Below are 23,054 nucleotides of genomic sequence, written 5' to 3' on the forward strand. Positions count from 1 at the left end.
GTCTCGGAGTTCTCGGGTGTCGTCGACGCCACCGTGACTTGCGGCGTCGAGTTCCGTCACATCCAGGTTGCCTGTGCCGCCCGGGCCCAGCGAAACGCACGAGTCGCACACGTTGCACGGCGTCGACGTCGGTCCCTGCTCACAGTTCAGCGAACGCGCCAGGATTCGCGCCGACGACGTCTTTCCGCAGCCGCGCGGGCCGGAAAACAGGTAGGCATGGTTGATGCGTCCGGTGTCGAGGGCCGTGCTGAGCGGTGCGGTGACATGCTCCTGCCCCACCACCTCGGCGAAGGACGCGGGTCGATACTTCCGGTACAGGGCCACGCGCAAAGACTACCGGCGACCCACGACAGGTGGTCCGGTGCGGGTGCAACGCCGACTTCTCCCGAAACATGTTCGCAACACAATCGCAGTGCGGAGGAAACCGCACGCACTCATCGTGGGTTCCGTGCACGCGGGCTGGTCCGCGTGCGTGAGGAGAAAACTGTGCCCGCCACCATCGATGCCGGAGCGACTGCCTGGTTGCTCGTCAGTACTGCACTCGTACTTCTGATGACGCCAGGACTCGCACTGTTCTACGGCGGCATGGTCCGCTCGACGGGCGTACTCAACATGATCATGATGAGTTTCGTCTCGATCGCACTCGTCACGGTTGCGTGGTTGTTCGTGGGCTACAGCCTCGTGTTCGGCGACGATCACGGTGGCATCATCGGCGGACTCGAGCACATCGGCATGGCGGGCATCGACCCGTCGACGGTGCACGGGAATGTCCCGGAAGTGTTGTTCGCAACCTTCCAATTGACGTTCGCAATCCTTACTGCAGCGCTCATCAGTGGTGCGATCGCCGACCGCGCGAAGTTCTCCGCCTGGATGATCTTCGTCCCCATCTGGTCCTTGCTCGTCTATGTCCCCGTCGCTCACTGGGTGTGGAATCCGCAGGGATGGCTCGCCCAGATGGGCGCACTCGACTACGCCGGTGGCCTCGTGGTCGAAATCGTGTCCGGAGCGTCGGGTCTGGCATTGGCACTGGTCCTCGGCCAGCGGATGGGTTTCAAGGCCGAGTCGATGCGTCCGCACAATCTGCCGTTCGTCCTGCTCGGCGTAGGCCTGCTCTGGTTCGGTTGGTTCGGATTCAACGCCGGCTCGGCCCTTGCGGCCGACGGTATGGCCTCGCAGATCTTCCTCAACACACTCGTCGCCGGTTGCACCGGACTACTCGGCTGGCTGTTCGTCGAGCAGAATCGTGACGGACACCCCACGACGTTCGGCGCAGCTTCGGGCGTCGTCGCCGGTCTGGTCGCGATCACCCCGTCGTGCGGAACGGTGAACATGTTCGGTGCGCTCGTCATCGGTCTGATCGCCGGCATCGTCTGCTCGTACGCCGTGGGATGGAAGCACAAGCTCGGCTACGACGACTCCCTCGACGTCGTCGGCGTGCACCTCGTCGGTGGAATCGTCGGCTCGTTGCTGATCGGACTCCTCGCGACGGCCGTGATGACGGGCGGTCCGGAAGGTTTGTTCTTCGGCGGTGGATTCGCGCAGTTGGGCAAGCAGTTCGTCGGCGTCGTCGTGGTCGCGCTCTATGCCTTCGGTGTGACCTACGGTCTCGGAAAGCTCATCGACAAGACCTTCGGCTTCCGCATTTCGCGTGAAGACGAGGCCCGCGGAATCGACGTTGCCCTGCACGCGGAGTCGGCCTACGAGCACGGAGTCCTCGGCCACGGTCCGATCGGCGGACAGAACCCGAGCCCGTTCCTCCAGCGTCAGCGGGAGGAACGGGAGAACCGCGAGCGGGACTGACCGCCCTCACCGGTTCGCGATTTCCTCCATCAGGATCGGAACGCCGACATTGCAGGAATGAATCCCGACGACGGTGGTCAGTTTCAGCACCTCGAGAATCTCCTTCGGGGTCACTCCCATGTCGAGCGCGGCGCGAATATGGCGTCGTACGCCGGGTGCGTACATGTGTGTGCTCGCCGCATCGACGGCTATGCACAGCAACTGGATCACCTGAGGTGACAGCACCCCGCTGTTCCAGGGCTGCATCGCTGTCTTCATGTACAGCTCGGTCCACTCGGGATCCAGCTCCGAAAGTCCGTCCCACAACGGATTCCAGCCACCCGAATCCTTCATGGCCTGGGTGACGGGAAATGCTTCATTTGCTCGAACGTCAGTCATCGATCTCCTCAGACCATCGAAAATGCTTGATTCAGTTCACGTTTGAGAATCTTTCCGGTTGCCGTCATCGGCAGCGACGGCACGAACTCGATGCGACGCGGATATTTGTAGGCGGCCATCTGTTCTCGCGACCATTCCACGAGATCCGATTCGGAGATCTCTTCACTCGGCTCTCGGATCACGAACGCGACAACTTCTTCGCCGAGGCTCGAGTCCGGCACCCCGACGACGGCGACGAGTGAGACGGCTGGGTGAGTGAGCAGAACCTCTTCGATTTCGCGTGGGTAGACGTTGAATCCGCCCCGCACGATCATGTCCTTCGCGCGATCGACGATGTAGTAATTTCCGTCGGTATCGACCCGTGCCAAATCCCCGGTGCGAAACCATCCGTCGCACATGACTTCCGCCGTCGCCTCGGGTCGGTTGAAATAGCCCTTCATGACGTTGTGCCCGCGAATGGCCAACTCCCCCACTTCATCGGGGCCGGCGATCGTGTGCCAAGAGTCGTCGACAAGCCGCGCTTCGACGCCCCAGATCGGCACGCCGATCGAACCGGGCCGGGGGTCGCTCTCCGGGTCACTGAACAAGGCCAGCGGAGAGGTCTCGGACAACCCGAACCCTTCGAGGATCTGAACACCGAAGCGTTCCCTGAACTGTGTCAAGATTTCGACGGGAAGCGCTGCACCACCGGAGATCGCGCACCGCATGTTCTGTGCAACGGTCTCGATATCCACCCCGGATTTCACTACCTCCTCCAGCACGCCGAGCAGTCCCCAATACATGGTCGGGACGCCCGCGAAGACCGAGATCTTTTCGCGTTCCATGATCTCGAGTGCCGCGGTCGCATCGAAGCGCGGCATCAACACCAAGGTGGCACCGACGCAGATTCCCGCATTCATGGTCACTGTCTGGCCGAACGAGTGGAACAACGGCAAAGTCAGGAGATAACGCTCATGCATGGACGGAACGCTCTCGAACAACCGGTTGGTCGACAGTGCATTCAAGACCATGTTGCAGTGAGTGAGTTCGGCGCCCTTGGGCTTTCCGGTCGTGCCGCTGGTGTAGAGAATGACCGCGGTGTCCATCGGTTCACGAACAACCGCGGCTGCAGGCGTTTCCGTGCCGGACACGGATGCCAGTGCTTCGCCTAGAGTCTCGACTCCGAGGATCGACGACGGTGCACCCGACTCGGCGCTGATCACGATCAGGGCCGAACAGGTCTCGCTCTGCTCGAACCCGGCGATGGCGTACTCAGCGATCGGCAATTCGGGACTTCCCTCGAAACAGAGGTACAGCTTTGCTTCCGAATCAGCCAGGTGATAGGCGATTTCGCGCCCCTTGAGCAGAATGTTCAGAGGAACGACGACGCCGCCGGCCTTGAGAATGCCGTAGTAGACGATCGGGAACTCGAGAACGTTCGGGCAGGACAACGCCACCTTGTCACCTGGCTCGACACCCCGCGAGACGAGCAGATGGGCGATGCGATTCGCGTAGGCGTCGAACTGCGCATCCGTCAGCCTCGCTTCCCCGAGAACCAGCGCATCCCGTTCCGGGTATCGCCGGGCCGAATCTTCCAGCAGAGCAGCAAGATCAAGCACGACTGTGTTCCTCCTGCGCCTCGGAATCCGTGGCATGAGACGAGGCGGCGCGCGACACCGACTCGAGCAGTTCCCGCACCAACGATTCCGCCCGCGGCCAATACCCGTATCCGGACGCCGGATTGAGATGTCCGACCTCACCCAGATCCAGCAACCGACTCCCCCATCCTTCAGCCAAACCCACAACTCGGCGATACCCGGCGAGCGGATCGTTCCGACTCGCCGCGACCGTGCTCGGAAACGGCAGACGCTGACGCGGTATCGGTAGCCACCCGTGTCGGTCGAGATCTTCGAGAGACGGATAAGACTCGGGCAGCGGAAGTTCGAGATCCGCCGGCGTGACCAGAAGTGCGCCCGCAACCTCTCGATGATGCGCCCTCGCCCAGTGAGCAACTGTCATGACTCCGGCGCTGTGCCCGACCAGGACCACCGGCCCGCAGACACTTGTCAGCACCTCGTTCAATGCCGCAACCCGCGCATCGCGACTGAGCTTGTCGGTCTCGAGGGGAGGAACCGTCAGAACGTTGTCGAGCCTGCGCGCGAGGTGAGTCTGCCAATGATCTTCGACATGATCCCGCAGACCGGGAACCATTACTACCGTAGTTGATTCATTCATCATGAGCTCCGAACGTCTGTTACTTCAGTGGCGCCGGGGATCTCGGGCCGATTCTGCAACGTCGCCAGCCGCCTCATCCCGGCGGGATAGGCACGCTTGCCGGCTACCAACGCGAGGGCCGCGACGACATAGACGAAGGGCGAAAGCTGTAGAGCGCCGAGAAGACCCAGGTGATCGGCGAGGATGCCGACAACGAAGGGACCGAGCGCCAGCCCGAGAAGGTTGTTGGCGACGGTGAGCGTTCCCATGGCCGACGCTCGAATCGAGTGATGGGTAAGGTTCGCGACCATCGCTGCCGTCGGCCCCGACGAACCGGCGGAGAAGAATGCACCGATACCGAGCAACACGAGTTGTGCTGTCCCCGTGCCCAACCGGAGCCCGATGCTCAGCGTCACCAACGAGATGGCGCAGTAGACGATGGCGGTGGTCCATTTTCGCGCCGAATCGTCGCGGCTGAATCTATCTGTGATGAAACCGCAGACCACCATCCCGCTTCCGACCAGGAGGACGAACACGGAAGCCGTGACGCCGGCCTTGTCCGGGGCCAAATCGTAGTAACGATTGAAGAAGCTCGGCAACCACGCCAGAAGTACAGCGGCGGTGAACATCTGGAGACCACCACCGATGTAGGCGAATAATACGGCTGGATTGGTGAACAGCGAGGACACCGGCGCACGAAAACCGTCGTGTCTCACCGCTTCCCCGGCGGCATCCGGCGCGGCCTCGACGGCGTAAGCGGTGAGCTTCTTCTCGGTGACGAGGGCACGGAAGAGCGCGACCAGAATCAGACCGAAGATCGCCATGGCGGCAAAAGACCACCGCCAACTGAACTGGACTGCGATGAACCCACCGATTGCCACACCGATGACCGAACCGAACGATCCACCGGCCATGAAGGCACCTGCAAGAGCTGCGTGCACGCGGGGCGCAAACACACTGAGGACCACGGCGATACCCACGCTGCCGTACGCCGCTTCACCGACACCGACCAGGAACCGGGCGCCCAACATCTGTTCGTAGGTCTGAGCGATTGCGCACAGCAACGTCGCGACACTCCACAACACCGCCATCAAGATCAAGCTCTTGACGCGGCCCCAGCGGTCCGCGAGCAGCGACAACGGGAACGTCAACAGCCCGACCATCAATGCCACCACGCTGCTCAGGGAGGCGAGGTGCGAATCGGAGAGATCCCAGTCCGCTTTCAGGATCGGGAAGACTGCACTGAGCACCTGCCTCGACATGTAGTCCGAGAGCAGAAGACCGAAAGCCAGGGCGAAAACGATCCACGGGTATAACTTTCGTCGTCCGCCGATTCCGAGCGCGGTGTCCACACGTGGCGTGGCGGGAGCTTGCAGTCCCATGACTCTCCTAGGAAGTACTCGAGGTAGACGGGGGGATTCGGGGGTACGAACCGTCGCGGTTCGTACCCCCGGAACTGTTGTACGAGAGGGTGCGAACTCAGGCGTGCTGCGTGAATCCCAGCTGGCCGATCCGGCGGTTGGGCGCGTAACCCAGCTTCGCCAACGTCTCGTCGGTGTCGGCATACGTCTCACCGATCCGGTAGATGTCCCGAGCTTCCTTCGCGGTAGCCACCTCGCGGCCCAATTCGCCTGCAATGCGCACCAACTGCTCGATCTGCTGCACCGACGTCATCTTCTCGCCCTTGCGGCCCCAGATGGTGTCCTCGTTGCCGCAACGAGCGTGCAAGCCCATCGCGATGGCCATCGTGTTCACCGGCAGGACGCTACGCATCAGCGTTTCCAGCGTCAGGCACGCACCGTCGGGAACACGCTGGACGAAGTTCATCATGTTGTACGGGTTGGGGCCGTCGAAGCCGCCGCCGATTGCGACCCACGTGAGGTTGACCGGACCCGTGTAGATGCCGCGTCGGATCAACCGCTCCACCGTTTCGAGCTGCGGAATACTGGACAACTGGAAATGCGGCTGGATTCCAGCGGCCTGCAACCGGCGCAGGTGCTCTGCCACCCACTCCGGACCGGCGGGCACAGTCATTTCCCGATACGTATCGGCCAATTCCGGACGCTGCATCGACGTACCCGCGATGTCGTCGTCGGTCATCAGTTCCATGATGTTCATCTGGCTGGTGTTGATCGCGATCGTCACCTGATCGGGAGCCGGCTCCAATTCCGCCAGCATGTGACGCACGTCGTCGGACAACCACTTCGCATCGGCACCTTCCCCCTCCGGGGCAAACGAAATCGACCCGCCGACCTGCAGAATCATCTCGGGAACGGCCTCACGCAAGCGACCGAGAAGCTCGTTGAACTTCGACAGACGCTTCGAGCCCTTGCCGTCGAGTTCACGCACGTGGATGTGGAGAACTGTGGCACCGGCGTTGAAACAGTCGACGGCTTGCTGGACGTGCTCGTCCATCGACAGAGGGAGGTCTTCTGCAAAATCGTCCGGCTCCCACTCCGGTCCGTAGGGAGCAACGGTGATGACAAGCTTGTCCTGGGTTTCGGGGAACAGTGAATCGTCGTGGAAATGCATAGCGTGACTCCGATCGAGTGAATGAATTTATCTTCGGGGCTGGGAAGAGAGATCAGAACGGTGCGTCGCCGATGATTCCGGCGCGCTCCATCTTTCGAACCGCGGGCCAGTAGTCCTGCACCGCGTAATGCTGTGTCGAACGGTTGTCCCAGATCGCGACGCTGTTTTCGGTCCAACGCCACCGAACCTGGTACTCGGGAATCTGAGCCTGGCTCGCCAGGTAAGTGAGCAGATTCCCGGCGCCGGGGGCGTAATCGATTCCATAGCGGACGTTCTCGGGCGTGTGATAGTTCACGAGGTGTGTGGCGAACGAATTGACGAAGAGAATCTTCTCGCCGGTCTCCGGATGTGTTCGTACCACGGGATGTTCGGCGTCGGGAAAGCGTTCCTTCAGCTGGTGCCGCTGTTCGATCGGCATCCGAGCGCCGAAGGTCGACTCGATACTGTGCCTGGCACGCAGATCCTTGATCTGCTCCTTGACCCGCGCCGGCAGATTCTCGTAGGCGAGTGCCATGTTCACCCAAATCGTGTCGCCGCCGACAGGAGGTGTTTCCACACAACGCAATACACATCCCATGGGCGGGTTAACGCGCCAGGTGGCGTCGCAGTGATATGCATTCTCGAAATGCTCCGGCGGGCTGTCCAGATCCTTGTAGATGCGGACCAGGCCCGGGTGGTCGGGGTCGCTGCCCAGAGCCGGATGATCCTCGAGTTCACCGAATCGCTGGGCAAGTTCTACGTGCTCGGCTTTGGAGAAGGTCTGGTCGCGAAAGAACAGAACCTTGTGTTCGAGCAACAATGCCTTGATTTCGGCGAAGAGTGCATCATCTCGCGCGACCTCGCCGAGATCCACCCCGGACAACTCTGCCCCGATCGAACAGGTCAATTTCTCGACGCGGATCGTATTCCTCGACGAGGGAAGGTTTTCTGTGAGCGTTGCGGTGTTGGTCATGACAATTCCTCTGGGAAGTGCTGTTTCGGTTCAGACGGAGAAGACGGAGGAACCGATACTGCGACCGGACTCCATGTCGTGGTGCGCACGCACCGCATCTTCGAGGGGGTACCGCTGGTTGATCTCGATCTTGATTCGCCCGGACTCGACGTGTGAGAACAGTTCGCCCGCCAGTTCGGCACGTTCTTCGGGATCCGCGATGTAATCGGCGAGAGCCGGACGTGTGAGGAAGAGTGATCCCTTGACTGCCAACTGCATTGCCTGAATCGGCGGAGTCGGTCCGGACGCCGTTCCGAAGCACACCAGCAGCCCCCGCCTGGCAAGGCAATCGAGAGAGATGTCGAACGTGGATTGCCCGATACTGTCGTAGACAACCGGCACGCCGACGCCCCCGGTGATCTCCTTGACACGCGCGACGACGTCCTCGCGGGTGTAGATGACGACTTCATCGCAACCGTGAGCTCGGGCAACGCTCGCCTTCTCGTCGCTCGACACCGTTCCGATCACATTGATTCCCAACAGTTTTGCCCACTGGGTGAAGATCAGTCCAACCCCGCCCGCCGCAGCATGTAGCAACACGGTGTCTCCCGCTTTCAATGGGTAGATGCGACGTAGAAGGTAGGCGGCAGTCAGTCCTCGCATGGTCATGGCGGCCGCGGTGTCGAAGGCGATGCCGTCGGGTAGCGCGATCAGGTCGGACGACGCCATGATCCGCTCGGTGGCGTACGCACCCAGCGGACTGCCGGTGTAGGTCACACGGTCCCCCACTGCAAAATCGACTACTCCCTCGCCGATCTCTTCGACCACACCCGCGCCCTCGACGCCCATCCCGGCAGGCAATTGCGCAGGATAGAGGCCACTTCGAAAGTAGGTGTCGGCGAAGTTCAACCCCACCGCTTCATGACGAACCCGAACCTCTCCGGCGCCCGGTCGTCCTACCTCGATCTCTTCCCAACGCATGACGGACGGTGTGCCGATCTCGTGGAACCGAATGGCGTTTGCCATCATTGCTCTCCAATTCTGTGGGCGGGCTCGACTCGATTACGGTCGAGCAGTATTCGCACGCAACAACTTCCAGAAGTCGGTGCTCGGCTTCGTGGTCGTGCCGAACTGATGTGGACAAAACTATGTGAGATCCGGCTCACATGCTTAACTTGACGAGACACACAACACAACATTTCGGGACATCGAGTAAAGGGGGACCTATGAAGCCACTCGCCCGCTACGCGTCACTGAACCGATACGTCGACCTGTGCCGAACAGTGGACGTGGACGCTGTGGCCCTCATGAGAAGTGTCGGCCTGAGCCCGGCAAGCCTGGCGAACCCCGACCAATGGGTACCGGCCGCCTCCATCGCATCGCTCCTGGAGCGATCGGCAGCGGAGTCCGGACACGAAGACTTCGGGCTTCTACTCGCCGGCCTGCGTCGACTGTCCAATCTCGGCCCCCTCAGCTTGGTCATCAGGGAAGAGCCAGACGTCAGGAGCGCACTCGACGTATTGATGCGATACGAGCACACGTACAACGAGTCGTTACGCATTCGATTGAACGAGGTCAACGGACTCGCCACCCTGCGAATCTCGCTCGAGGTCGGCGAACCGGTCGACACCAGACAGAGCGTCGAACTCGCAGTCGGCGCGACACTGCAGATCCTGCGGAGTTTCCTGGGTTCTCGATGGCAACCGGTCAGCGTGGGATTCACGCACAATGCCCCGAAAGACACGAGCACGCATCGGCGAATCCTCGGCGAGACGGTGGAATTCGATCACGAGTTCACCGGTATCGTTTTCTTCGCCGCCGACCTGGATGCGGCTAACCAACTTTCCGACGAGTTACTCCGGCCGTACGCTCGCCAGTTCCTCGACTCGCTTCCCGCCTCGGAAACCTCCGATACCCTCAGCCGCACCAAGGAATTGATCGAAGTTCTGCTTCCGACCGGCCGCTGCTCTGTCGAGCAGGTGGCACGCAGTCTCGGATTCGACCGGCGGACACTGCACCGTCATCTCGCCGAATCCGGAGATACGTTCACGGCCGTTCTCAATTCGGTTCGAAGCTCCCTCGCGGAACGATTTGTCTCCAACCCTCGCTATTCGTTGACCGAAGTGGCTGTGCACCTCGGGTTTTCGACGCAGGGTAGTTTCTCGCGCTGGTTTCGCACTCAGTTCTCGATGAGCCCGAGCGCGTGGCGGACTCAGCGCTCGATCAGCTGACCAGCACGACTCCGACGTAGGCGATCGTTGCCACCCACACAGTGGAAATCGCGGCCAGCACGAATGGCCGGGCGCCAACTCCACGAATGACGCTCAACCGCACCCCCAGCCCGAGTGCGAACATCGCGGCCGCCAACAGCGCCGTCTGCACCGTCTTCGCCAGCCCCAGAAGCTCATCCGGCAAGATGCCCGTGGAGCGCAAGCCCATGCAGCCGATGAATGCCACGACGAACAACGGAATCAGCGGGGGACGCTTGGCGGCAGTGCTGTCGACCATCCTGCGTTGCCGGATACTCAGAAATGCCATGACCGGCGCCAACATCAACACGCGCGCAAGTTTCACCACGGTCGCGACACCCAACGCGGTGGCGCCGAGAGCGCTGCCGGCAGCCACCACTTGCGCCACTTCGTGGATCGACCCACCGGCCCACATGCCTGCACCGACCTCGTTCATACCGAAAGCGTTGGCCAACAGTGGGATTGTCGGAATCATCAGAGTTCCGAAGATCACCACCAACGCAACAGCGGTGAGCAACTCTTCCTCTCGCGCATTCACCACACCGTCCGCAGCAGCCACGGCGGCAGCGCCACAGATCGAGAAGCCGCAGGCAATCAGAATTCTCTGCGACCAACTCAATCCGAGAAGTTTTCCGGCATACATGGTCCCGGCGATACCGAGGAACACAATCGCCACCACTACGGCGATCACTCCCCAGCCCAAACCGACGATGTCGGAGAATATCAATTGCAGCCCGAGCAGAGCGATACCCACCCGAAGTAGCCGTTTCGCCGAGAATGCCAGGCCAGGTTGGAATTTCGCCGGCAAAGAGACGGTATTCGCCAACACCGCACCCGCCACGATCGCAATCAGCAACGGACTCACGGCGGAGGTGAACTGACCGGCTATCAGCGCGACCGTGGCCCCCAAGGCGCACAACGCAACTCCGGGCACCAATGCAGCCACACTGGACCACCGTCGTACTTCTGACGAAGGTGCGACTGCGGGTTTCTCGGCCACGGACTTCACATCACGGTTCACTCATCCAGCGTCCTTGAGCCACCATCGCTCCGGTAGGGCGATTTCTACCATCACGGCATATCAAATCGATATGAACGTGAAGTTCGGTATAGCCTGTTTGCATGACCAGACGGTGGCCCGACCTCACCACTCTCGAGCTACTCATCGGCATCGATGATCACGGAAGTCTCAGTGCGGCAAGCCGTTCAGCAAACATTGCGCAGCCGAATGCCAGCCGCGCCGTCAAAGCCCTCGAGCGGCAGCTCGGGATGCCACTCATACACCGAAGGTCGACGGGGGCGACTTTGACTCCGCAGGGGACCGTCATCGTCCACTGGGCGCGCCGCGTCCTCGCCAACTCGAGGCAGCTTCTCGACGTCGCCGAAGGGATGCGGACCGAACGATCCGCGGAATTGACCGTGTGTGCCAGCATGACCGTCGCCGAACATCTGATTCCGGCCTGGCTCGGTATCTTTCGGTCACTACATCCTGGTGTCACCGTCCACCTTCAGGTCTACAACTCGACCCGCGTCCTCGAGGCTGTCGAGGTGGGAATGTGCGACCTCGGATTCGTCGAGTCACCGACCGTTCCGAAGAGCCTGTCCAGCGTCACCGTCGCGCGTGACTCGCTGGTCGTGGTCGTTCATCCGGATCATCCATGGGCGCGTCGACGAAAGCCGCTGACCGTCGCCGAACTGGCAGCGACGCCGCTGCTGGTGCGCGAGCCCGGATCGGGAACCAGAACGACTCTCGACCTGGCGTTACACGAATACGAGCGCGGTGCACCGTTGTTGGAACTGGGTAGTTCGGCCGCGATTCGAACCAGCGTGCTCGGTGGCGTCGGCCCGGCGGTACTGAGCACGCTGGCCGTCGAGGACCAGGTGAAGCAGGGAGAACTTCGGGTGGTAGCCGTCGAAGGCTTGGAACTCGACCGATCCCTGCGCGCAGTGTGGCGTCCCCCGCGTCAGCTCGAGGGTCCCGCAGGAGACCTGATGAAAGTAGTGCGTGCGAGCGGGTCCCGGAAATCCTGAAAGCGGCTTACTTCTTGTCGGCCTTCGCTGCTGCCTTTGCGGCCTTCTTGAACTCGCGGACCTCGAGCAAAGACTGTTCGTCGACCACGTCTGCAATCGAGCGCCTCGAACCTTCGAGCCCGTAGTCGCCGGCCGCTTGGCGCCAACCTTTCGGCTCGACGCCGATCTGTTTTCCGAGCAACGCCAGGAAGATCCGGGCTTTCTGATCCCCGTAACCGGGTAGGGCTTTGAGCCGCTTCAGCACTTCCTTGCCGTCGGGATTTCCCGAAGTCCAGATCGCCGCGGTGTCGCCGTCGTAGTTCTCGACGATGAACTGGCACATGAGCTGGATACGCTCGCCCATCGACTTGGGGAATCGGTGCACAGCCGGAGGCTCGGCACAGACGGCGATGAACTCGTCGGTGTCCATGTCGGCGATACGCCTGACGTCGATACCGCTGAGCCGATCCGCCAGCTTCTTCGGACCGAGGAAGGCCGTTTCCATCGGAACCTGTTGATCGAGAAGCATTCCGATCAACAACGCCAACGGGTCCTCGGCGAGGAGAGCATCAGCTTCGGGGTCACCGACAAGGTTCAGTTGAAGTGCCATGAGTCCGATACTGCCACGTCAGGCGGCAGTTGTGACCGGCGCCGACGCATCCGGGGCCGGAATCTTCCACTTCTTCCAGCCGAACAGAACCACCGTCGAGACCGCGGCAAGCGTGAAGACCCAGAGGTAGACGCCGACGGTCGGAATCCGCAGATACTCGGGCGGCACGAACATGAACAGGCCCATTCCGATGAAGCGATCCGTACCCGGAATGACCGACGGGTCCCACCAGGTGTGAGACCAGTTCAAGACCGGGAGCAGGAAAACGAACGGCGCCACCCACGCCCAGCGCTTCTTCGACACCATCGTGTAGTGCGCGGCGAGGACGACCAGCGGGACGAACCACACCCAGTGATGGCCCCACGAGAACGGCGAGACAGTGGTCGCAGTCAACCCCGTCATGGTGAGGCCGAGCAATTTCTGGCCGTGCCGGTGAGCAATCCACGCGGCACCGAGTCCGAGGCATACCGCCAGCGCACTGAAGACTAGAACCAGGACCCGCGACGGCGTCGGAGTGTGAGTGAGCTGAGCGATCAGACCGGACACGGACTGGTTGCTCGGAGCATCCGTCGGTCCGACGCGTTCGCTGTCGACAAGAGTGCCGGTCCAGTACTTGTACGCATCGTTGTAGATCACGACGAAGCCGATCGCAACGGTCGCAGCGAACGTCACGACGGCCGTCACCAACGCACGCCATTGACGAGTGATGAAGAGGTACGCCCAGAAGAAGGCCGGAGTGAGCTTCACGCCGGCGGCGATGCCTGCCCCGATTCCTCGGAGCCGACTCTTCTCGTCCCGACCGAGGTCCCACACGATCAAGAGCAGCAGGAAGATGTTGATCTGCCCGAGCCAGAGCGTCGTACGTATCGGTTCCATGAACAGAAAGATCGTCGTCGCCAACGCACTCACGGCGTACGCCTTCACGTCGAGCCGATAACCGAGGTACTTCCAGCACAACAAGATCACTGCGAACAACGCAGCGATGTTCAAACCCGTCCACACAACAATCGCCTGTTTGAACGAGAGCACCGCCCACACCGTGAACAGCAAAGCCGCAAACGGGGTGTACGTGAACATCATTCCGTCCAGGACTGGCCCGTCGTACAACGGAAGGCCCTGAACCACAACGCTGCCGCCGTGGCGGTAGACGTCGAGATCGAGGAAATTTTCGAAGATCCCCCAGTACCGCGTATTCATCGGCACGGCGAAAAGAACCATCAGCACGGACGCGACTGCCAGAACACCGAGTACAGAGAATCCGAGAACACCGACACGGAGGGTGCGTCGCGGTATGTCAGCTTCGATGACCGACTCTGATTTCGCGGTGTGCGCCTCGAAAGAAGGCCCATCCGAAGCGTTGATCGCGCCCGTCACTACAACCTCCGGGATTTACACCCTATGTCGGGAATTGATGCTCCGAACGGTACAAGACAAGACCGAAAAGTACCGACCGGGCACGCCGCTTCGAGAACTCAGATCTCGGAGAGACGCGATTCGGTAGCTGCGAGCAGAACACACGTAGCCACGCCGTCCATGGCAACTTCGAGTTCAGCCGTGGACGGGAAGCTCGGGGCCAACCGGATGTTCCGGTCATCCGGATCCGTGCTGTACGGGAAAGCCGACCCGGCAGCGGTGAGCGCGATACCCGCGTTCTTCGCCAGTTCGATGACCCGCTTGGCCGTGCCGTCGACCACGTCGAGGCTGATGAAGTATCCGCCCTTCGGCTCGGTCCAAGACGCGACCTTCGATGCACCGAGACGATCCTCGAGGATCCGCAGTACGAGCTCGAACTTGGGCGCGAGGAACGCGCGATGCTTCTCCATGTGCGCACGAACGCCGTCGGCATTGCCGAAGAAACGCAGGTGGCGAAGCTGATTGACCTTGTCCGGTCCGATGCTCTTCTTGCCCAGGAACTTCTGGTACCAGGCAAGGTTTTCCGCCGAGCTACCGAAGAAGCTCACACCAGCGCCGGCGAAAGTGATCTTGGACGTCGACGCGAACACGAGCGGACGGTTGGGGTGTCCGGCCTCCGCTGCCATCGAGAGAATGTCGTAGGAAGGCGCAGTCTCGCCGACAAGCGGATGTACGGCGTACGCGTTGTCCCAGTACAGGCGGAAGTCGGGCGCGGCCGTCGGCATCGACGCGAGCGTACGGACAATTTCTTCGGAGTACACGGCACCGGTGGGGTTCGCGTAAACCGGAACCGCCCACATGCCCTTGATCTGCGGATCTGACGCAACAAGTTCGGCGATCTTGACGACATCCGGGCCGTCGTGGTTCATCGGCACCGCGATCATCTCGATGCCGAGGGACTCGGTGATCGCGAAGTGGCGGTCGTAGCCCGGTGCCGGGCAGAGAAACTTGATCTTCTCTTCCTGTGCCCACGGCCGGGCCGAATCCGGTGTGCCATGAAGCAGTGAGAACACGACGTTGTCGTGCATGATCTCGAGGCTCGCATTGTTTCCGGCGAGAAGGTTCGCAACGGGGATACCCAGCAGCTCGCCGAAGATGGCGCGCAGTTCCGGCAGACCGGTGAGTCCGCCGTAGTTACGGCAGTCGGTGCCGCTTCCGTCACGGAAATCACCGTCGCCGGGCAGCGTCAGCAGCTCTGCGGAAAGGTCGAGTTGTTCCGGGGAAGGCTTACCGCGGGTCAGATCGAGTGCGAGCTTCTGCGCCTGGAGCTGCGTGTACTTCGCGCTCTGGCTCTCATGCTCGGAGGTGAGTTCTTCATGGCTCATCAACCCGATCTGGGTTTGGATAGGCATCCGGAGCGGCCTTTCACCGACGAGGCGGGGTCGGGTATGTGAAAAAATAGAGGACCCCGCGCACCCGGCAGAGCCCGTTGACCCTTGCTGCCTTCCGGCCCTGGGGGAGTTCACAGGATGCGCGCCGCGCGGGATCCAATGAACAGTGTAGACGGCTTTCTCCGGCCGCTGCACACCACCTACCGGGGCCGAGATGCAAACCTCGAGTTCCACCGGTTCTTCGCAGGTCAGGTACCCGTTTAACGCTTCGCGCCCGCAATTGGGTATGCTGCTCCACGGAGGATTCGCCTAGTGGCCTATGGCGCTCGCCTGGAACGCGGGTTGGGTTAACGCCCTCAGGGGTTCAAATCCCCTATCCTCCGCCAAAGGAACCCCTGTGAACTGCTGAGAAGCGGTTCACAGGGGTTCTTTTCTGTCCTCATGCAACGAGTAATGCAACAGGGTCTCGGTTCAGCTCGATGTTCTGCGAGCTCAGACGGTCTGCCGACTCGTGGTGGTTTCGATCCCGCAGCGCGCCGAATCGGAATGCTGCTGCGTGATTTCGAGTGGCCCGCCGATGGCCCGAACCCGATTCGGGAAGCTATGGCCACATCTGCTCCTGCAGCCCGCGTTGGTCATGAAATGACACCCGCGCCGCAAGTCTTATTTATCCAGATCCCATTCTGGATAAGATAGGCATGGAAAGCAAGGCGGCAATATAGCGTGGATACAGGGAGAGACCAGATGTCGTACAGGACGTTGAAATCGATCTTTCACCAACGAGATCGTGCTGGTGCCGATGCTGAGGAGCGAGCGCGACGCGATTCTCCCGCCGCCGTCCACTGGGACCTACTGATCGGCGAACACTCGACGTTCGCACTGATGACACCCGAAGTCGCAGCGCTGATCGAACGGATCATGAGCTTCGAGCCGAAGATCCGGGCTGAGTGGAACGGGCTGCCGGCCCTCGCGCGCACCCACTACCTGCATCGCATGGTGATCGACGAGATCCAGGCAACGAACGAGATCGAACAGGTCCGCTCAACCCGGAAAGAGATCAGCGAGGCAATCGAGATGGTGTGGGCGGAGCAACCCCTCGCGAACAAGCGGTTCGCCGAGATGGCGCGGCTCTATCTCAATATCGGCAACGACCAGGCCGAGAGTCCGCAGACGCTCGACGACATCCGAGACGTCTACGACGCGGTAACTCGGGGCGAGATTCGCGACGAGGACGCCCCCGATGGGAAGCGGTTCCGGCAAGGGCCAGTATCGATCACGTCAGGAATCAAGGTCGTGCACACCGGTGTGGTACCCGAGTCAGCGATCGACGACGCGCTGACCCTCATGCTGAGCCAGGGGGGCGACGACTCGATTCCACGACTGATCAGGGCAGTGGTCGCGCACTTCATCTTCGAGTACACGCACCCGTTCTACGACGGCAACGGCCGAACCGGACGCTACCTTCTCGCGCTGGACCTTCGACAGGTGTTGGCTCCGTATGCGAGCCTGGCATTGTCGGCGACCGTCGCCGACAACAAGGATCGTTACTACAAAGCATTCTCTGACGCGGAGAATCCATTGAACCGCGGAGATCTGACGCCCTACCTGATCGATATGCTGGAGATCATCGCCGAGGCGCAACATCGACTGCTGCTCGACCTCTCCGAGAGGCGGCATAAGATCGACACACTCGAGGCGCGTATCCGCGTTCTGGTGGAGGATGAGGAATTTCCGCTGAACTTGGGACTCGATCGCGAGTCGACGCCGCCGGTTGATAGCAACCACATCGGCGCAGTCCTGTTCACCCTGGGTCAGGCCCACTGCTTCGAGGCGAACCGCGCCATCAAGTTGAACACCCTGGTCGAGGTGGTGGGTCGATCCAGCCAGTTCGCCCGCCCGCGACTTCAGCGCCTGGACGATGCCGGGATCATTGAGACGGTTACGAAGAGACCGCTGCGCTTCCGGCTCACGGCACGGGGGGTATCGCTCCTCGATCTGGATGGGGAGTGATTTTCGCCAGGTCGCAGATGGGCTAGGCGAGCTGGGCCGTCCACCCGATTTTCGACCTACTTCACGAGCGTGGTCCAGAATCACGTCTGCCGGATTGGTACCCCGCAATTGCGCGGGATACGACCTCGGAGCCGCTGGACTTCTTGCTGCCGAACCACGCAATTTCGTTTGACAGACTCACAAACCCGAGGACAGACTTTCCGTCCAACCCAACCATCGGGAGTACGCGTGATTGCCGGCCAGACCAATCTGCTCGCAGATTGCAGCAGTTGCTTCGGTCTGTGCTGCGTCGCACTCCCCTTTTCCAAGTCCTCCGACTTCGCGACCAACAAGAATGCCGGCGACCCCTGCAAGAACCTGCAGCAGGATTTCCGTTGCGGCATTCACACCGGATTGCGAAAGAAGGGCTTCACCGGTTGCACCGTCTACGACTGTTTCGGTGCGGGACAGAAGGTTTCACAGCAGACCTACGACGGCATCAGCTGGCGTGATGCCCCGGAGACCGCGTCAGACATGTTCGAAACCTTCCCTGTCATACGCCAGTTGCACGAACTGCTCTGGTATCTCGCCGAAGCCCGCTCGCTGAAGCAAACCCACTCGATACGAAAGGAACTCGACGCTGCACTCGCAGAGACGGAAAGCCTGACCAACGGCACACCTTCGCAGATTCGAACCGTCGACGTCTCAGCACACCGAGCGGCAGTCAACACACTGCTCTTGCAGACGAGTAACCTTGTGCGCTCACCGATCTCAACCAAGAAGGGTCGAAAACTCGACCACCGCGGCGCAGACCTCATCGGCGCCAAATTTCGTGGTTCCGATCTACGTGGGGCCAACTTTCGCGGGAGTTACCTGATCGGTGCAGACCTCCGCGACTGCGAACTCGATCGAGCCGATCTGATCGGTGCAGACTTACGCGGCACCGACATTCGCGGCGCAAAACTCCGCGGCAGTATCTTTCTCACTCAGTTCCAGATCAACGCGGCGATCGGCGATTCGGCTACCACGCTGCCCGATTCACTGACCCGCCCCGGCCACTGGGCCTGAGCCAGACGACTGTTCGCGACTGTCAACTCCGTCGACGGAGAACGACCTTGTTAGCTTCCGGATCGACAGACACCCACGGCGGGTCACCGTCCGTTCCGTCCTCACGATGCATCAATGCGCTCTGACGCTGTTCGAATTCATGATGCTTGGACCCCTGAAACAGGGCAGCAACCTCTTCGAAGCCCGCGGCCGAGACCGGACGAGTCGTACGTCCCCGAGTCCACGGCAGTGCCCGGCCGCCGGTGAGCCGGTTCCAGAGAGTCTCGGCGAAAGCGAACAGGACCAGCAGCACGAGCAAGCCTGGCAGCGTCAACGCGAACAGAGTGCCCATGAAAGAAGTCTAGCGACGAACGCCCCCGGTTCCCTCGACTTCCGATCGGCCGCCCTATGTCTGGTCCCGCGGTCGATGATCTGCCACAATGCAAGCTGTTACGACTAGTAACACCTTCGGGGGGAGGATTTCACGTGAGCTTGATACTTGCAGCTACCGACCGTTCGGAGCTTGCCCAGACACTCGGTACCGAATTAATACATTTCGGGCACCAGATACAGCTCGTCCGCACCGGGCGCCGCCTACTCGATGACCTGGACACCGACAGTTTCGATATCGCCGTGATCGATCTCCTGTTGCCGGACATCGACGGCTACGAGATCGCACGGCAGATCCGCTTGCGCAGTTCGATGCCGATCATGATGCTGGTGGATACCTACGAGGACATCGACGAAGCACCACATCGCGCTGTCTCGGACTTTGTGCTGAACCCGATCGATTCTCACGCGCTCGATCTTCGGGTCACCGCAATCCTTCGTGAAACCGCACATCCCGCCCCCGGCAAACACCAACGTCACGGTGACCTGCTCCTCGATCGACGTGCGATGACGGCGACGATGGGCGGAAAGCTGCTGGTCCTCAGCCGGACAGAATGGCGGGTGCTCCTGGAGCTGTCGACCGAGCCTGGGCGCGTGTACTCACGTGATCACCTGATCCGAAACGTGTGGGGTTCCGACCACGAAAGGACGCGTGTAGTCGATGCAACCATTCTCAGCCTGCGGTCCAAACTCGAATCCGATCCCGCGAAACCGAAGTACATCAAAACCATCAGGGGATTCGGATACCGCTTCGGCCCGGTCGACTGAAGTCGCCTTCGTGTCGGTGCCGCTCGATAAGCTCTTGTCATGGGTTGGTACACACCACAATCGGTCGCCCCGGATCTCTCCGACATCCTGGTGTGTGGCTGGACGGCGTGCGCAGAAGGAGAACACCTCCTCGTGCCCGATGCTTGCATGGACGTGCTGTGGATACGCGGCGTCGGCATACGCGTCTGTGGCCCCGAAACCGCTGCATGGTCATTCACTCTTCCGCCCGGAACACGCTCCGTGGGTGTTCGATTCCGCCCTGGATCGGCATCGCCGATGTTGCGAACCTCGGCGTCCGAGCTTCGGGATTCTCGCGCCGATCTCAGCGATGTAACCGACGCACGCACGGAACGAATACTGTTGAACCGCTTGGAAAATTCCGAAGACCACGAACAGGTCTCCATCCTCGAAAGCGCTGTTCGGAGTTGGGTAAGTTCGAGTTTCCGTCACGATCCGGTGATCAACCAAGTTCGCACCGCACTGTCCGAACATTCGTGGAATGTCAGCTCTCTCGCCGACGCGGCGGCACTGACTTCGCGCCAACTCCAACGTCGATGCAACGACGCCTTCGGATACGGCCCGGCAACGCTGCGCTCGATCCTGCGCCTCCAGCGCTTCATGGCGCTCGCTCGCAGTCGACCCGCGCTGGGACTCGCTGAATCCGCAGCGCACTGCGGATTCAGCGATCAGGCCCACTTGACCCGTGAATGCCGCCGAATCTCGTCGCTGACCCCGGCGGCTCTACTCCGCACCCAAGCCCCCGACTGGCACGGGTCGGATACCGTTGTCGCGCTGGCGGAGGGAGACGCGGTCGCGTAATCCCGACCGCGCTCCCCCGCCGTCACTTCTGGCTGAAAAGCGTCCTTGCCGACCACAGCCCACCGAGGGAAAGAACTGCGACGGTCATGTAGTAGTAACTCGGGGCGTCGAGCGAGCCTGTTGTACTGATCAACCAGGTCAAGACCAACGGCGCGATTCCGCCGAGCAAAGTCACTCCGAGGTTGTACGACAATGACATTCCGGTAGCCCGGATCTCTGCCGGGAACAGCGAACTCATCAGGGCGGGCAAGGGACCGAAGGCAAACGCCATGATGACACCCAGGACCGAAACAACCAGGACGAGGGTCAGAGTCGACGGGTGATCGACCATCAATTTGAAGAGCGGCCAGGCCAAGACGATTGCCGCAACGGCGGCCCAGGTCATAACTCTCGCCGGTCCGACCCGGTCTGCAAGATGCCCGATCAACGGCACGGTGATCAAGGTGACCAGTCCGGCGACGATGCCGCCGAGATAGCCGGCCGAGGCGGAAACTCCGAGGTTCTTCACGGCAAACGTCGGCATGTACAAGATGAGGTAGATCGAGATCGTCGCGACGCCCACTACTGCGGCACCGGTCAGCACCCGGCCGAGATGCCTGGTCAGCGTCGTCTTCAGCGGAGCCCTTTCCGGGACGCTCGTCTTGAAATCGTCCGTTTCGTCAAGCTTGGCACGGATATAGAGTCCGACCGGCCCGACGATGATGCCGAAGAAGAACGGAACGCGCCAGCCCCACGAGTAGAGCGCTTCATGCGAAAGGTGGGTGTTGAGCACGTATCCGAACAGCGATGCCAGGAAAACCGAGGCACCCTGGCTGGCAACTTGCCAGGAAGAGTAGAACGCCTTCTTGTGTGGCGCAGTCTCCACGAGGAAGGTTGTAGCAGTACCGAATTCACCGCCGGCGGAGAATCCTTGAATGAGACGTGAGACAAGGATGACGACGCCGGCCCACGGTCCGATCATCGAGGTCGTCGGCGCCACGGCCATGATGAGCGTGCCGATCATCATCAGCATCATCGTCAACGTCAAGGCGTTCTTGCGCCCGCGACGGTCGGCATAGCTTCCGAGAACCATCCCGCCAAGCGGCCGGATGACGTACGAGATCGCGAACGTCGCGAACGTCAGTATCAAACCGAGCGTGTTGTCGCCGCCGGGAAAGAAGTTATGGGCGATCACCACTGCGAATGATGCGTAGACGATGACGTCGAACCATTCGAGCGCAGCGCCGAGCGAACTGCTGATCACCGCCTTGCGAGCAGCGGCCAGGCGTTCCGGGGTGACTGTTCCGGAGGTTGGCGTAGTTGCCGTGGACATGGTTTTCCTTAGGGGGTCAGGGTGGGTCAGGCGCGGGCGTGAGCGATGACGTTCCGAACGAACTGCTCGCACTGTGCCAATTGGTCAAGTGTCACGTACTCGTCAGGTGCATGCGCCTGAGTGATGCTTCCCGGCCCACACACGACAGTGGGGATACCGATAGTCGCGAACATCCCGGCCTCGGTGGCGTACGCGACCTTTTCGTCCGATGCCCGACCACCCCATTGTTCGACCAGTGCGGCCGCCGAAGCATTCGCATCCGTCTCCAGGGGAGGGACCGAGGCCGACACGTGCATCGTCACGGAGGCTGACGGGTTTTCTTCCTGCATCAGGTTTTCGATCCGATTCGCCTCGGCGGCAAAGCGTTCGAGCAAATCTGCGGCGCCAGCTGAGCTGATGCTCCTGAATTCGAAAGTGATGGAGCAATCCTCGGGGACAGTGTTCACTGCGATCCCGCCGGATACGAGATTGACCGAACACGTCGTCCAGGCCACGTCGAATGCGTCGTCGTACGGGCCGGACGCACGGAGCTCGTCGGCCGCGCTTCTGACGAATCGAATCAACTCCGCGCCGTATTCGATCGCGTTGACTCCTTGCGGAGTGAGCGACGAGTGCGCCGAAACACCATGCAGATCAACACGTATGACGTTCATCGACTTGTGTGCGCGAATGACCCGCATCTCCGACGGCTCTCCGACGACGCACACATCAGGGCACAGGTTCCGGGAAACAACCTCCTCGACCAACCCGGCCGCACCGATGCAGCCGACTTCCTCGTCGTAGGAGAATGCAAAGTGAATCGGCTTCGCCAGCGGCCGAGCAACGATGTCGGGGATCGCAGCGACGACGATCCCGATGAACGACTTCATGTCGCACGTGCCACGTCCGTACAGGCTTCCGTCGCGAACGTCGGGCGTGAAAGGGTCGCTACTCCAGTCTTGATCGTCGACCGGCACTACGTCTGTATGGCCGGAGAACATCACACCGCCGGCAGTACTTCCGTCAGGAGGCGTGAACGTTGCCAACAAGTTGAGCTTCGTTCCCTCGTCATCGGCAACAAGTATCGGCTCGACCCCATGGCGACGTAGTTCCGCCGCAATGAGATCGATCAACGGTCGATTGCTCACGGCACTCGTCGTATCGATTCCCATGAGGCGTTGCACCCACTCGAGACTTCTCTCGGTCGGAACAGCGGGCAACGTGGTCGATGACATCTGGTTTCTCCTTTCACAGCATGAACGCGGTGGGCACTCGCCACCGCGTTCTGCCCTTCGAGCATGAA

The 23,054-nt window shown here is 61.1% G+C and carries 22 protein-coding genes, 1 tRNA gene and 1 other RNA gene; 8 read left to right on the forward strand and 16 right to left on the reverse strand.

Annotated elements, in window-relative coordinates; translation table 11 throughout:
* On the reverse strand, positions 1-324 hold a 324-nt coding region (locus tag ACYP01_RS26405), incomplete at its 3' end, for an AAA family ATPase (RefSeq protein ID WP_459683109.1).
* 162 nt (positions 325-486) lie between these two features.
* On the opposite strand from ACYP01_RS26405, the gene ACYP01_RS26410 reads away from it, so the two are divergent.
* Positions 487-1,800: an ammonium transporter gene (locus ACYP01_RS26410; RefSeq protein WP_003943791.1), complete on the forward strand. Its 1,314-nt coding sequence runs from the start codon at positions 487-489 to the stop codon at positions 1,798-1,800.
* Between the two features lie 6 nt (positions 1,801-1,806).
* Here the strand turns inward: ACYP01_RS26410 and ACYP01_RS26415 are convergent, their stop codons facing one another.
* The 7 genes from ACYP01_RS26415 to ACYP01_RS26445 form a co-directional block, all read right to left on the reverse strand.
* The gene (locus ACYP01_RS26415) at positions 1,807-2,178 is read right to left on the reverse strand and encodes a carboxymuconolactone decarboxylase family protein (protein ID WP_003943892.1); all 372 of its coding nucleotides are present in this window, start codon (positions 2,176-2,178) and stop codon (positions 1,807-1,809) included.
* Between the two features lie 8 nt (positions 2,179-2,186).
* Complete coding sequence (locus tag ACYP01_RS26420; protein WP_459683110.1) at positions 2,187-3,776, reverse strand: long-chain-fatty-acid--CoA ligase; 1,590 nt, start codon at positions 3,774-3,776, stop codon at positions 2,187-2,189.
* Positions 3,769-4,392 (reverse strand): RBBP9/YdeN family alpha/beta hydrolase, encoded by a 624-nt coding sequence (locus ACYP01_RS26425; RefSeq protein ID WP_125050223.1) that lies wholly within the window; start codon positions 4,390-4,392, stop codon positions 3,769-3,771. Before ACYP01_RS26425 ends, ACYP01_RS26420 begins: the two co-directional genes overlap by 8 nt.
* Entirely contained in the window at positions 4,392-5,753 is a 1,362-nt protein-coding gene (locus ACYP01_RS26430; protein ID WP_007731563.1) for an MFS transporter, read from the reverse strand. The genes ACYP01_RS26425 and ACYP01_RS26430 overlap by 1 nt, the downstream gene beginning before the upstream one ends.
* Before the next feature lie 97 nt (positions 5,754-5,850).
* Positions 5,851-6,903 (reverse strand): beta-keto acid cleavage family enzyme, encoded by a 1,053-nt coding sequence (locus tag ACYP01_RS26435; protein ID WP_003943988.1) that lies wholly within the window; start codon positions 6,901-6,903, stop codon positions 5,851-5,853.
* Positions 6,904-6,955: 52 nt separating this feature from the next.
* Positions 6,956-7,855, reverse strand: coding sequence for a TauD/TfdA dioxygenase family protein (locus ACYP01_RS26440; RefSeq protein WP_007731564.1), 900 nt, complete (start codon positions 7,853-7,855; stop codon positions 6,956-6,958).
* Between the two features lie 30 nt (positions 7,856-7,885).
* The gene (locus tag ACYP01_RS26445; protein WP_058227143.1) at positions 7,886-8,860 is read right to left on the reverse strand and encodes a quinone oxidoreductase family protein; all 975 of its coding nucleotides are present in this window, start codon (positions 8,858-8,860) and stop codon (positions 7,886-7,888) included.
* A 200-nt stretch (positions 8,861-9,060) separates the two neighbouring features.
* Here ACYP01_RS26445 and ACYP01_RS26450 point away from each other — a divergent pair, with 200 nt between their 5' ends.
* Complete coding sequence (locus ACYP01_RS26450) at positions 9,061-10,065, forward strand: AraC family transcriptional regulator (RefSeq protein WP_007731570.1); 1,005 nt, start codon at positions 9,061-9,063, stop codon at positions 10,063-10,065.
* Here ACYP01_RS26450 and ACYP01_RS26455 read toward each other — a convergent pair.
* Entirely contained in the window at positions 10,058-11,104 is a 1,047-nt protein-coding gene (locus tag ACYP01_RS26455; RefSeq protein WP_081305321.1) for a YeiH family protein, read from the reverse strand. The genes ACYP01_RS26450 and ACYP01_RS26455 overlap by 8 nt on opposite strands.
* Positions 11,105-11,205: 101 nt before the next feature.
* Here ACYP01_RS26455 and ACYP01_RS26460 point away from each other — a divergent pair, with 101 nt between their 5' ends.
* Positions 11,206-12,114, forward strand: coding sequence for a LysR family transcriptional regulator (locus ACYP01_RS26460; RefSeq protein ID WP_003943906.1), 909 nt, complete (start codon positions 11,206-11,208; stop codon positions 12,112-12,114).
* Positions 12,115-12,121: 7 nt separating this feature from the next.
* On the opposite strand, the gene ACYP01_RS26465 is transcribed toward ACYP01_RS26460, so the two are convergent.
* From ACYP01_RS26465 to ffs, 4 genes are all read right to left on the reverse strand, one after another.
* Positions 12,122-12,703 (reverse strand): HhH-GPD-type base excision DNA repair protein, encoded by a 582-nt coding sequence (locus tag ACYP01_RS26465; protein WP_003943868.1) that lies wholly within the window; start codon positions 12,701-12,703, stop codon positions 12,122-12,124.
* Positions 12,704-12,721: 18 nt separating this feature from the next.
* Positions 12,722-14,077 (reverse strand): glycosyltransferase 87 family protein, encoded by a 1,356-nt coding sequence (locus ACYP01_RS26470; RefSeq protein ID WP_459683111.1) that lies wholly within the window; start codon positions 14,075-14,077, stop codon positions 12,722-12,724.
* Positions 14,078-14,175: 98 nt separating this feature from the next.
* Positions 14,176-15,468, reverse strand: a complete 1,293-nt coding sequence (locus ACYP01_RS26475) for an aminotransferase class I/II-fold pyridoxal phosphate-dependent enzyme (protein ID WP_019746524.1) — start codon at positions 15,466-15,468, stop codon at positions 14,176-14,178.
* Between the two features lie 41 nt (positions 15,469-15,509).
* Positions 15,510-15,609, reverse strand: an RNA gene (ffs, locus tag ACYP01_RS26480) — signal recognition particle sRNA small type.
* 136 nt (positions 15,610-15,745) lie between these two features.
* On the opposite strand from ffs, the gene ACYP01_RS26485 reads away from it, so the two are divergent.
* From ACYP01_RS26485 to ACYP01_RS26495, 3 genes are all read left to right on the forward strand, one after another.
* A tRNA-Ser gene (locus ACYP01_RS26485) sits at positions 15,746-15,833 on the forward strand.
* A 496-nt stretch (positions 15,834-16,329) separates the two neighbouring features.
* On the forward strand, positions 16,330-17,457 hold the full coding sequence (locus ACYP01_RS26490) for a Fic family protein (protein ID WP_459683112.1): 1,128 nt from the start codon (positions 16,330-16,332) through the stop codon (positions 17,455-17,457).
* Positions 17,458-17,685: 228 nt separating this feature from the next.
* Positions 17,686-18,504: a pentapeptide repeat-containing protein gene (locus tag ACYP01_RS26495; protein ID WP_459683113.1), complete on the forward strand. Its 819-nt coding sequence runs from the start codon at positions 17,686-17,688 to the stop codon at positions 18,502-18,504.
* Between the two features lie 22 nt (positions 18,505-18,526).
* Here the strand turns inward: ACYP01_RS26495 and ACYP01_RS26500 are convergent, their stop codons facing one another.
* Complete coding sequence (locus tag ACYP01_RS26500) at positions 18,527-18,835, reverse strand: DUF6191 domain-containing protein (protein WP_007731580.1); 309 nt, start codon at positions 18,833-18,835, stop codon at positions 18,527-18,529.
* Between the two features lie 134 nt (positions 18,836-18,969).
* Between ACYP01_RS26500 and ACYP01_RS26505 the strand changes: the two genes are divergently transcribed.
* On the forward strand, positions 18,970-19,641 hold the full coding sequence (locus ACYP01_RS26505) for a response regulator transcription factor (RefSeq protein ID WP_007731581.1): 672 nt from the start codon (positions 18,970-18,972) through the stop codon (positions 19,639-19,641).
* 39 nt (positions 19,642-19,680) lie between these two features.
* Positions 19,681-20,460: a helix-turn-helix domain-containing protein gene (locus ACYP01_RS26510; protein ID WP_459683114.1), complete on the forward strand. Its 780-nt coding sequence runs from the start codon at positions 19,681-19,683 to the stop codon at positions 20,458-20,460.
* Positions 20,461-20,482: 22 nt separating this feature from the next.
* On the opposite strand, the gene ACYP01_RS26515 is transcribed toward ACYP01_RS26510, so the two are convergent.
* Positions 20,483-21,772, reverse strand: a complete 1,290-nt coding sequence (locus ACYP01_RS26515; protein ID WP_030535736.1) for an MFS transporter — start codon at positions 21,770-21,772, stop codon at positions 20,483-20,485.
* A 26-nt stretch (positions 21,773-21,798) separates the two neighbouring features.
* Positions 21,799-22,986: an acetylornithine deacetylase gene (gene argE / locus ACYP01_RS26520; RefSeq protein ID WP_459683115.1), complete on the reverse strand. Its 1,188-nt coding sequence runs from the start codon at positions 22,984-22,986 to the stop codon at positions 21,799-21,801.
* Between the last annotated feature and the right edge of the window lie 68 nt (positions 22,987-23,054).

Source organism: Rhodococcus sp. no. 34, assembly GCF_054589475.1.

Bases quoted from the DNA above. Each gene is read 5' to 3' on its own strand.
- ACYP01_RS26450 (WP_007731570.1), top strand. From the start codon at position 9,061: ATGAAGCCACTCGCCCGCTACGCGTCACTGAACCGATACGTCGACCTG.
- ACYP01_RS26415 (WP_003943892.1), bottom strand. From the start codon at position 2,178: ATGACTGACGTTCGAGCAAATGAAGCATTTCCCGTCACCCAGGCCATG.
- ACYP01_RS26460 (WP_003943906.1), top strand. From the start codon at position 11,206: ATGACCAGACGGTGGCCCGACCTCACCACTCTCGAGCTACTCATCGGC.
- ACYP01_RS26430 (WP_007731563.1), bottom strand. From the start codon at position 5,753: ATGGGACTGCAAGCTCCCGCCACGCCACGTGTGGACACCGCGCTCGGA.
- ACYP01_RS26445 (WP_058227143.1), bottom strand. From the start codon at position 8,860: ATGGCAAACGCCATTCGGTTCCACGAGATCGGCACACCGTCCGTCATG.
- ACYP01_RS26515 (WP_030535736.1), bottom strand. From the start codon at position 21,772: ATGTCCACGGCAACTACGCCAACCTCCGGAACAGTCACCCCGGAACGC.
- ACYP01_RS26435 (WP_003943988.1), bottom strand. From the start codon at position 6,903: ATGCATTTCCACGACGATTCACTGTTCCCCGAAACCCAGGACAAGCTT.
- argE (WP_459683115.1), bottom strand. From the start codon at position 22,986: ATGTCATCGACCACGTTGCCCGCTGTTCCGACCGAGAGAAGTCTCGAG.
- ACYP01_RS26475 (WP_019746524.1), bottom strand. From the start codon at position 15,468: ATGCCTATCCAAACCCAGATCGGGTTGATGAGCCATGAAGAACTCACC.
- ACYP01_RS26490 (WP_459683112.1), top strand. From the start codon at position 16,330: ATGACACCCGAAGTCGCAGCGCTGATCGAACGGATCATGAGCTTCGAG.
- ACYP01_RS26425 (WP_125050223.1), bottom strand. From the start codon at position 4,392: ATGAATGAATCAACTACGGTAGTAATGGTTCCCGGTCTGCGGGATCAT.
- ACYP01_RS26510 (WP_459683114.1), top strand. From the start codon at position 19,681: ATGGGTTGGTACACACCACAATCGGTCGCCCCGGATCTCTCCGACATC.
- ACYP01_RS26500 (WP_007731580.1), bottom strand. From the start codon at position 18,835: ATGGGCACTCTGTTCGCGTTGACGCTGCCAGGCTTGCTCGTGCTGCTG.
- ACYP01_RS26440 (WP_007731564.1), bottom strand. From the start codon at position 7,855: ATGACCAACACCGCAACGCTCACAGAAAACCTTCCCTCGTCGAGGAAT.
- ACYP01_RS26465 (WP_003943868.1), bottom strand. From the start codon at position 12,703: ATGGCACTTCAACTGAACCTTGTCGGTGACCCCGAAGCTGATGCTCTC.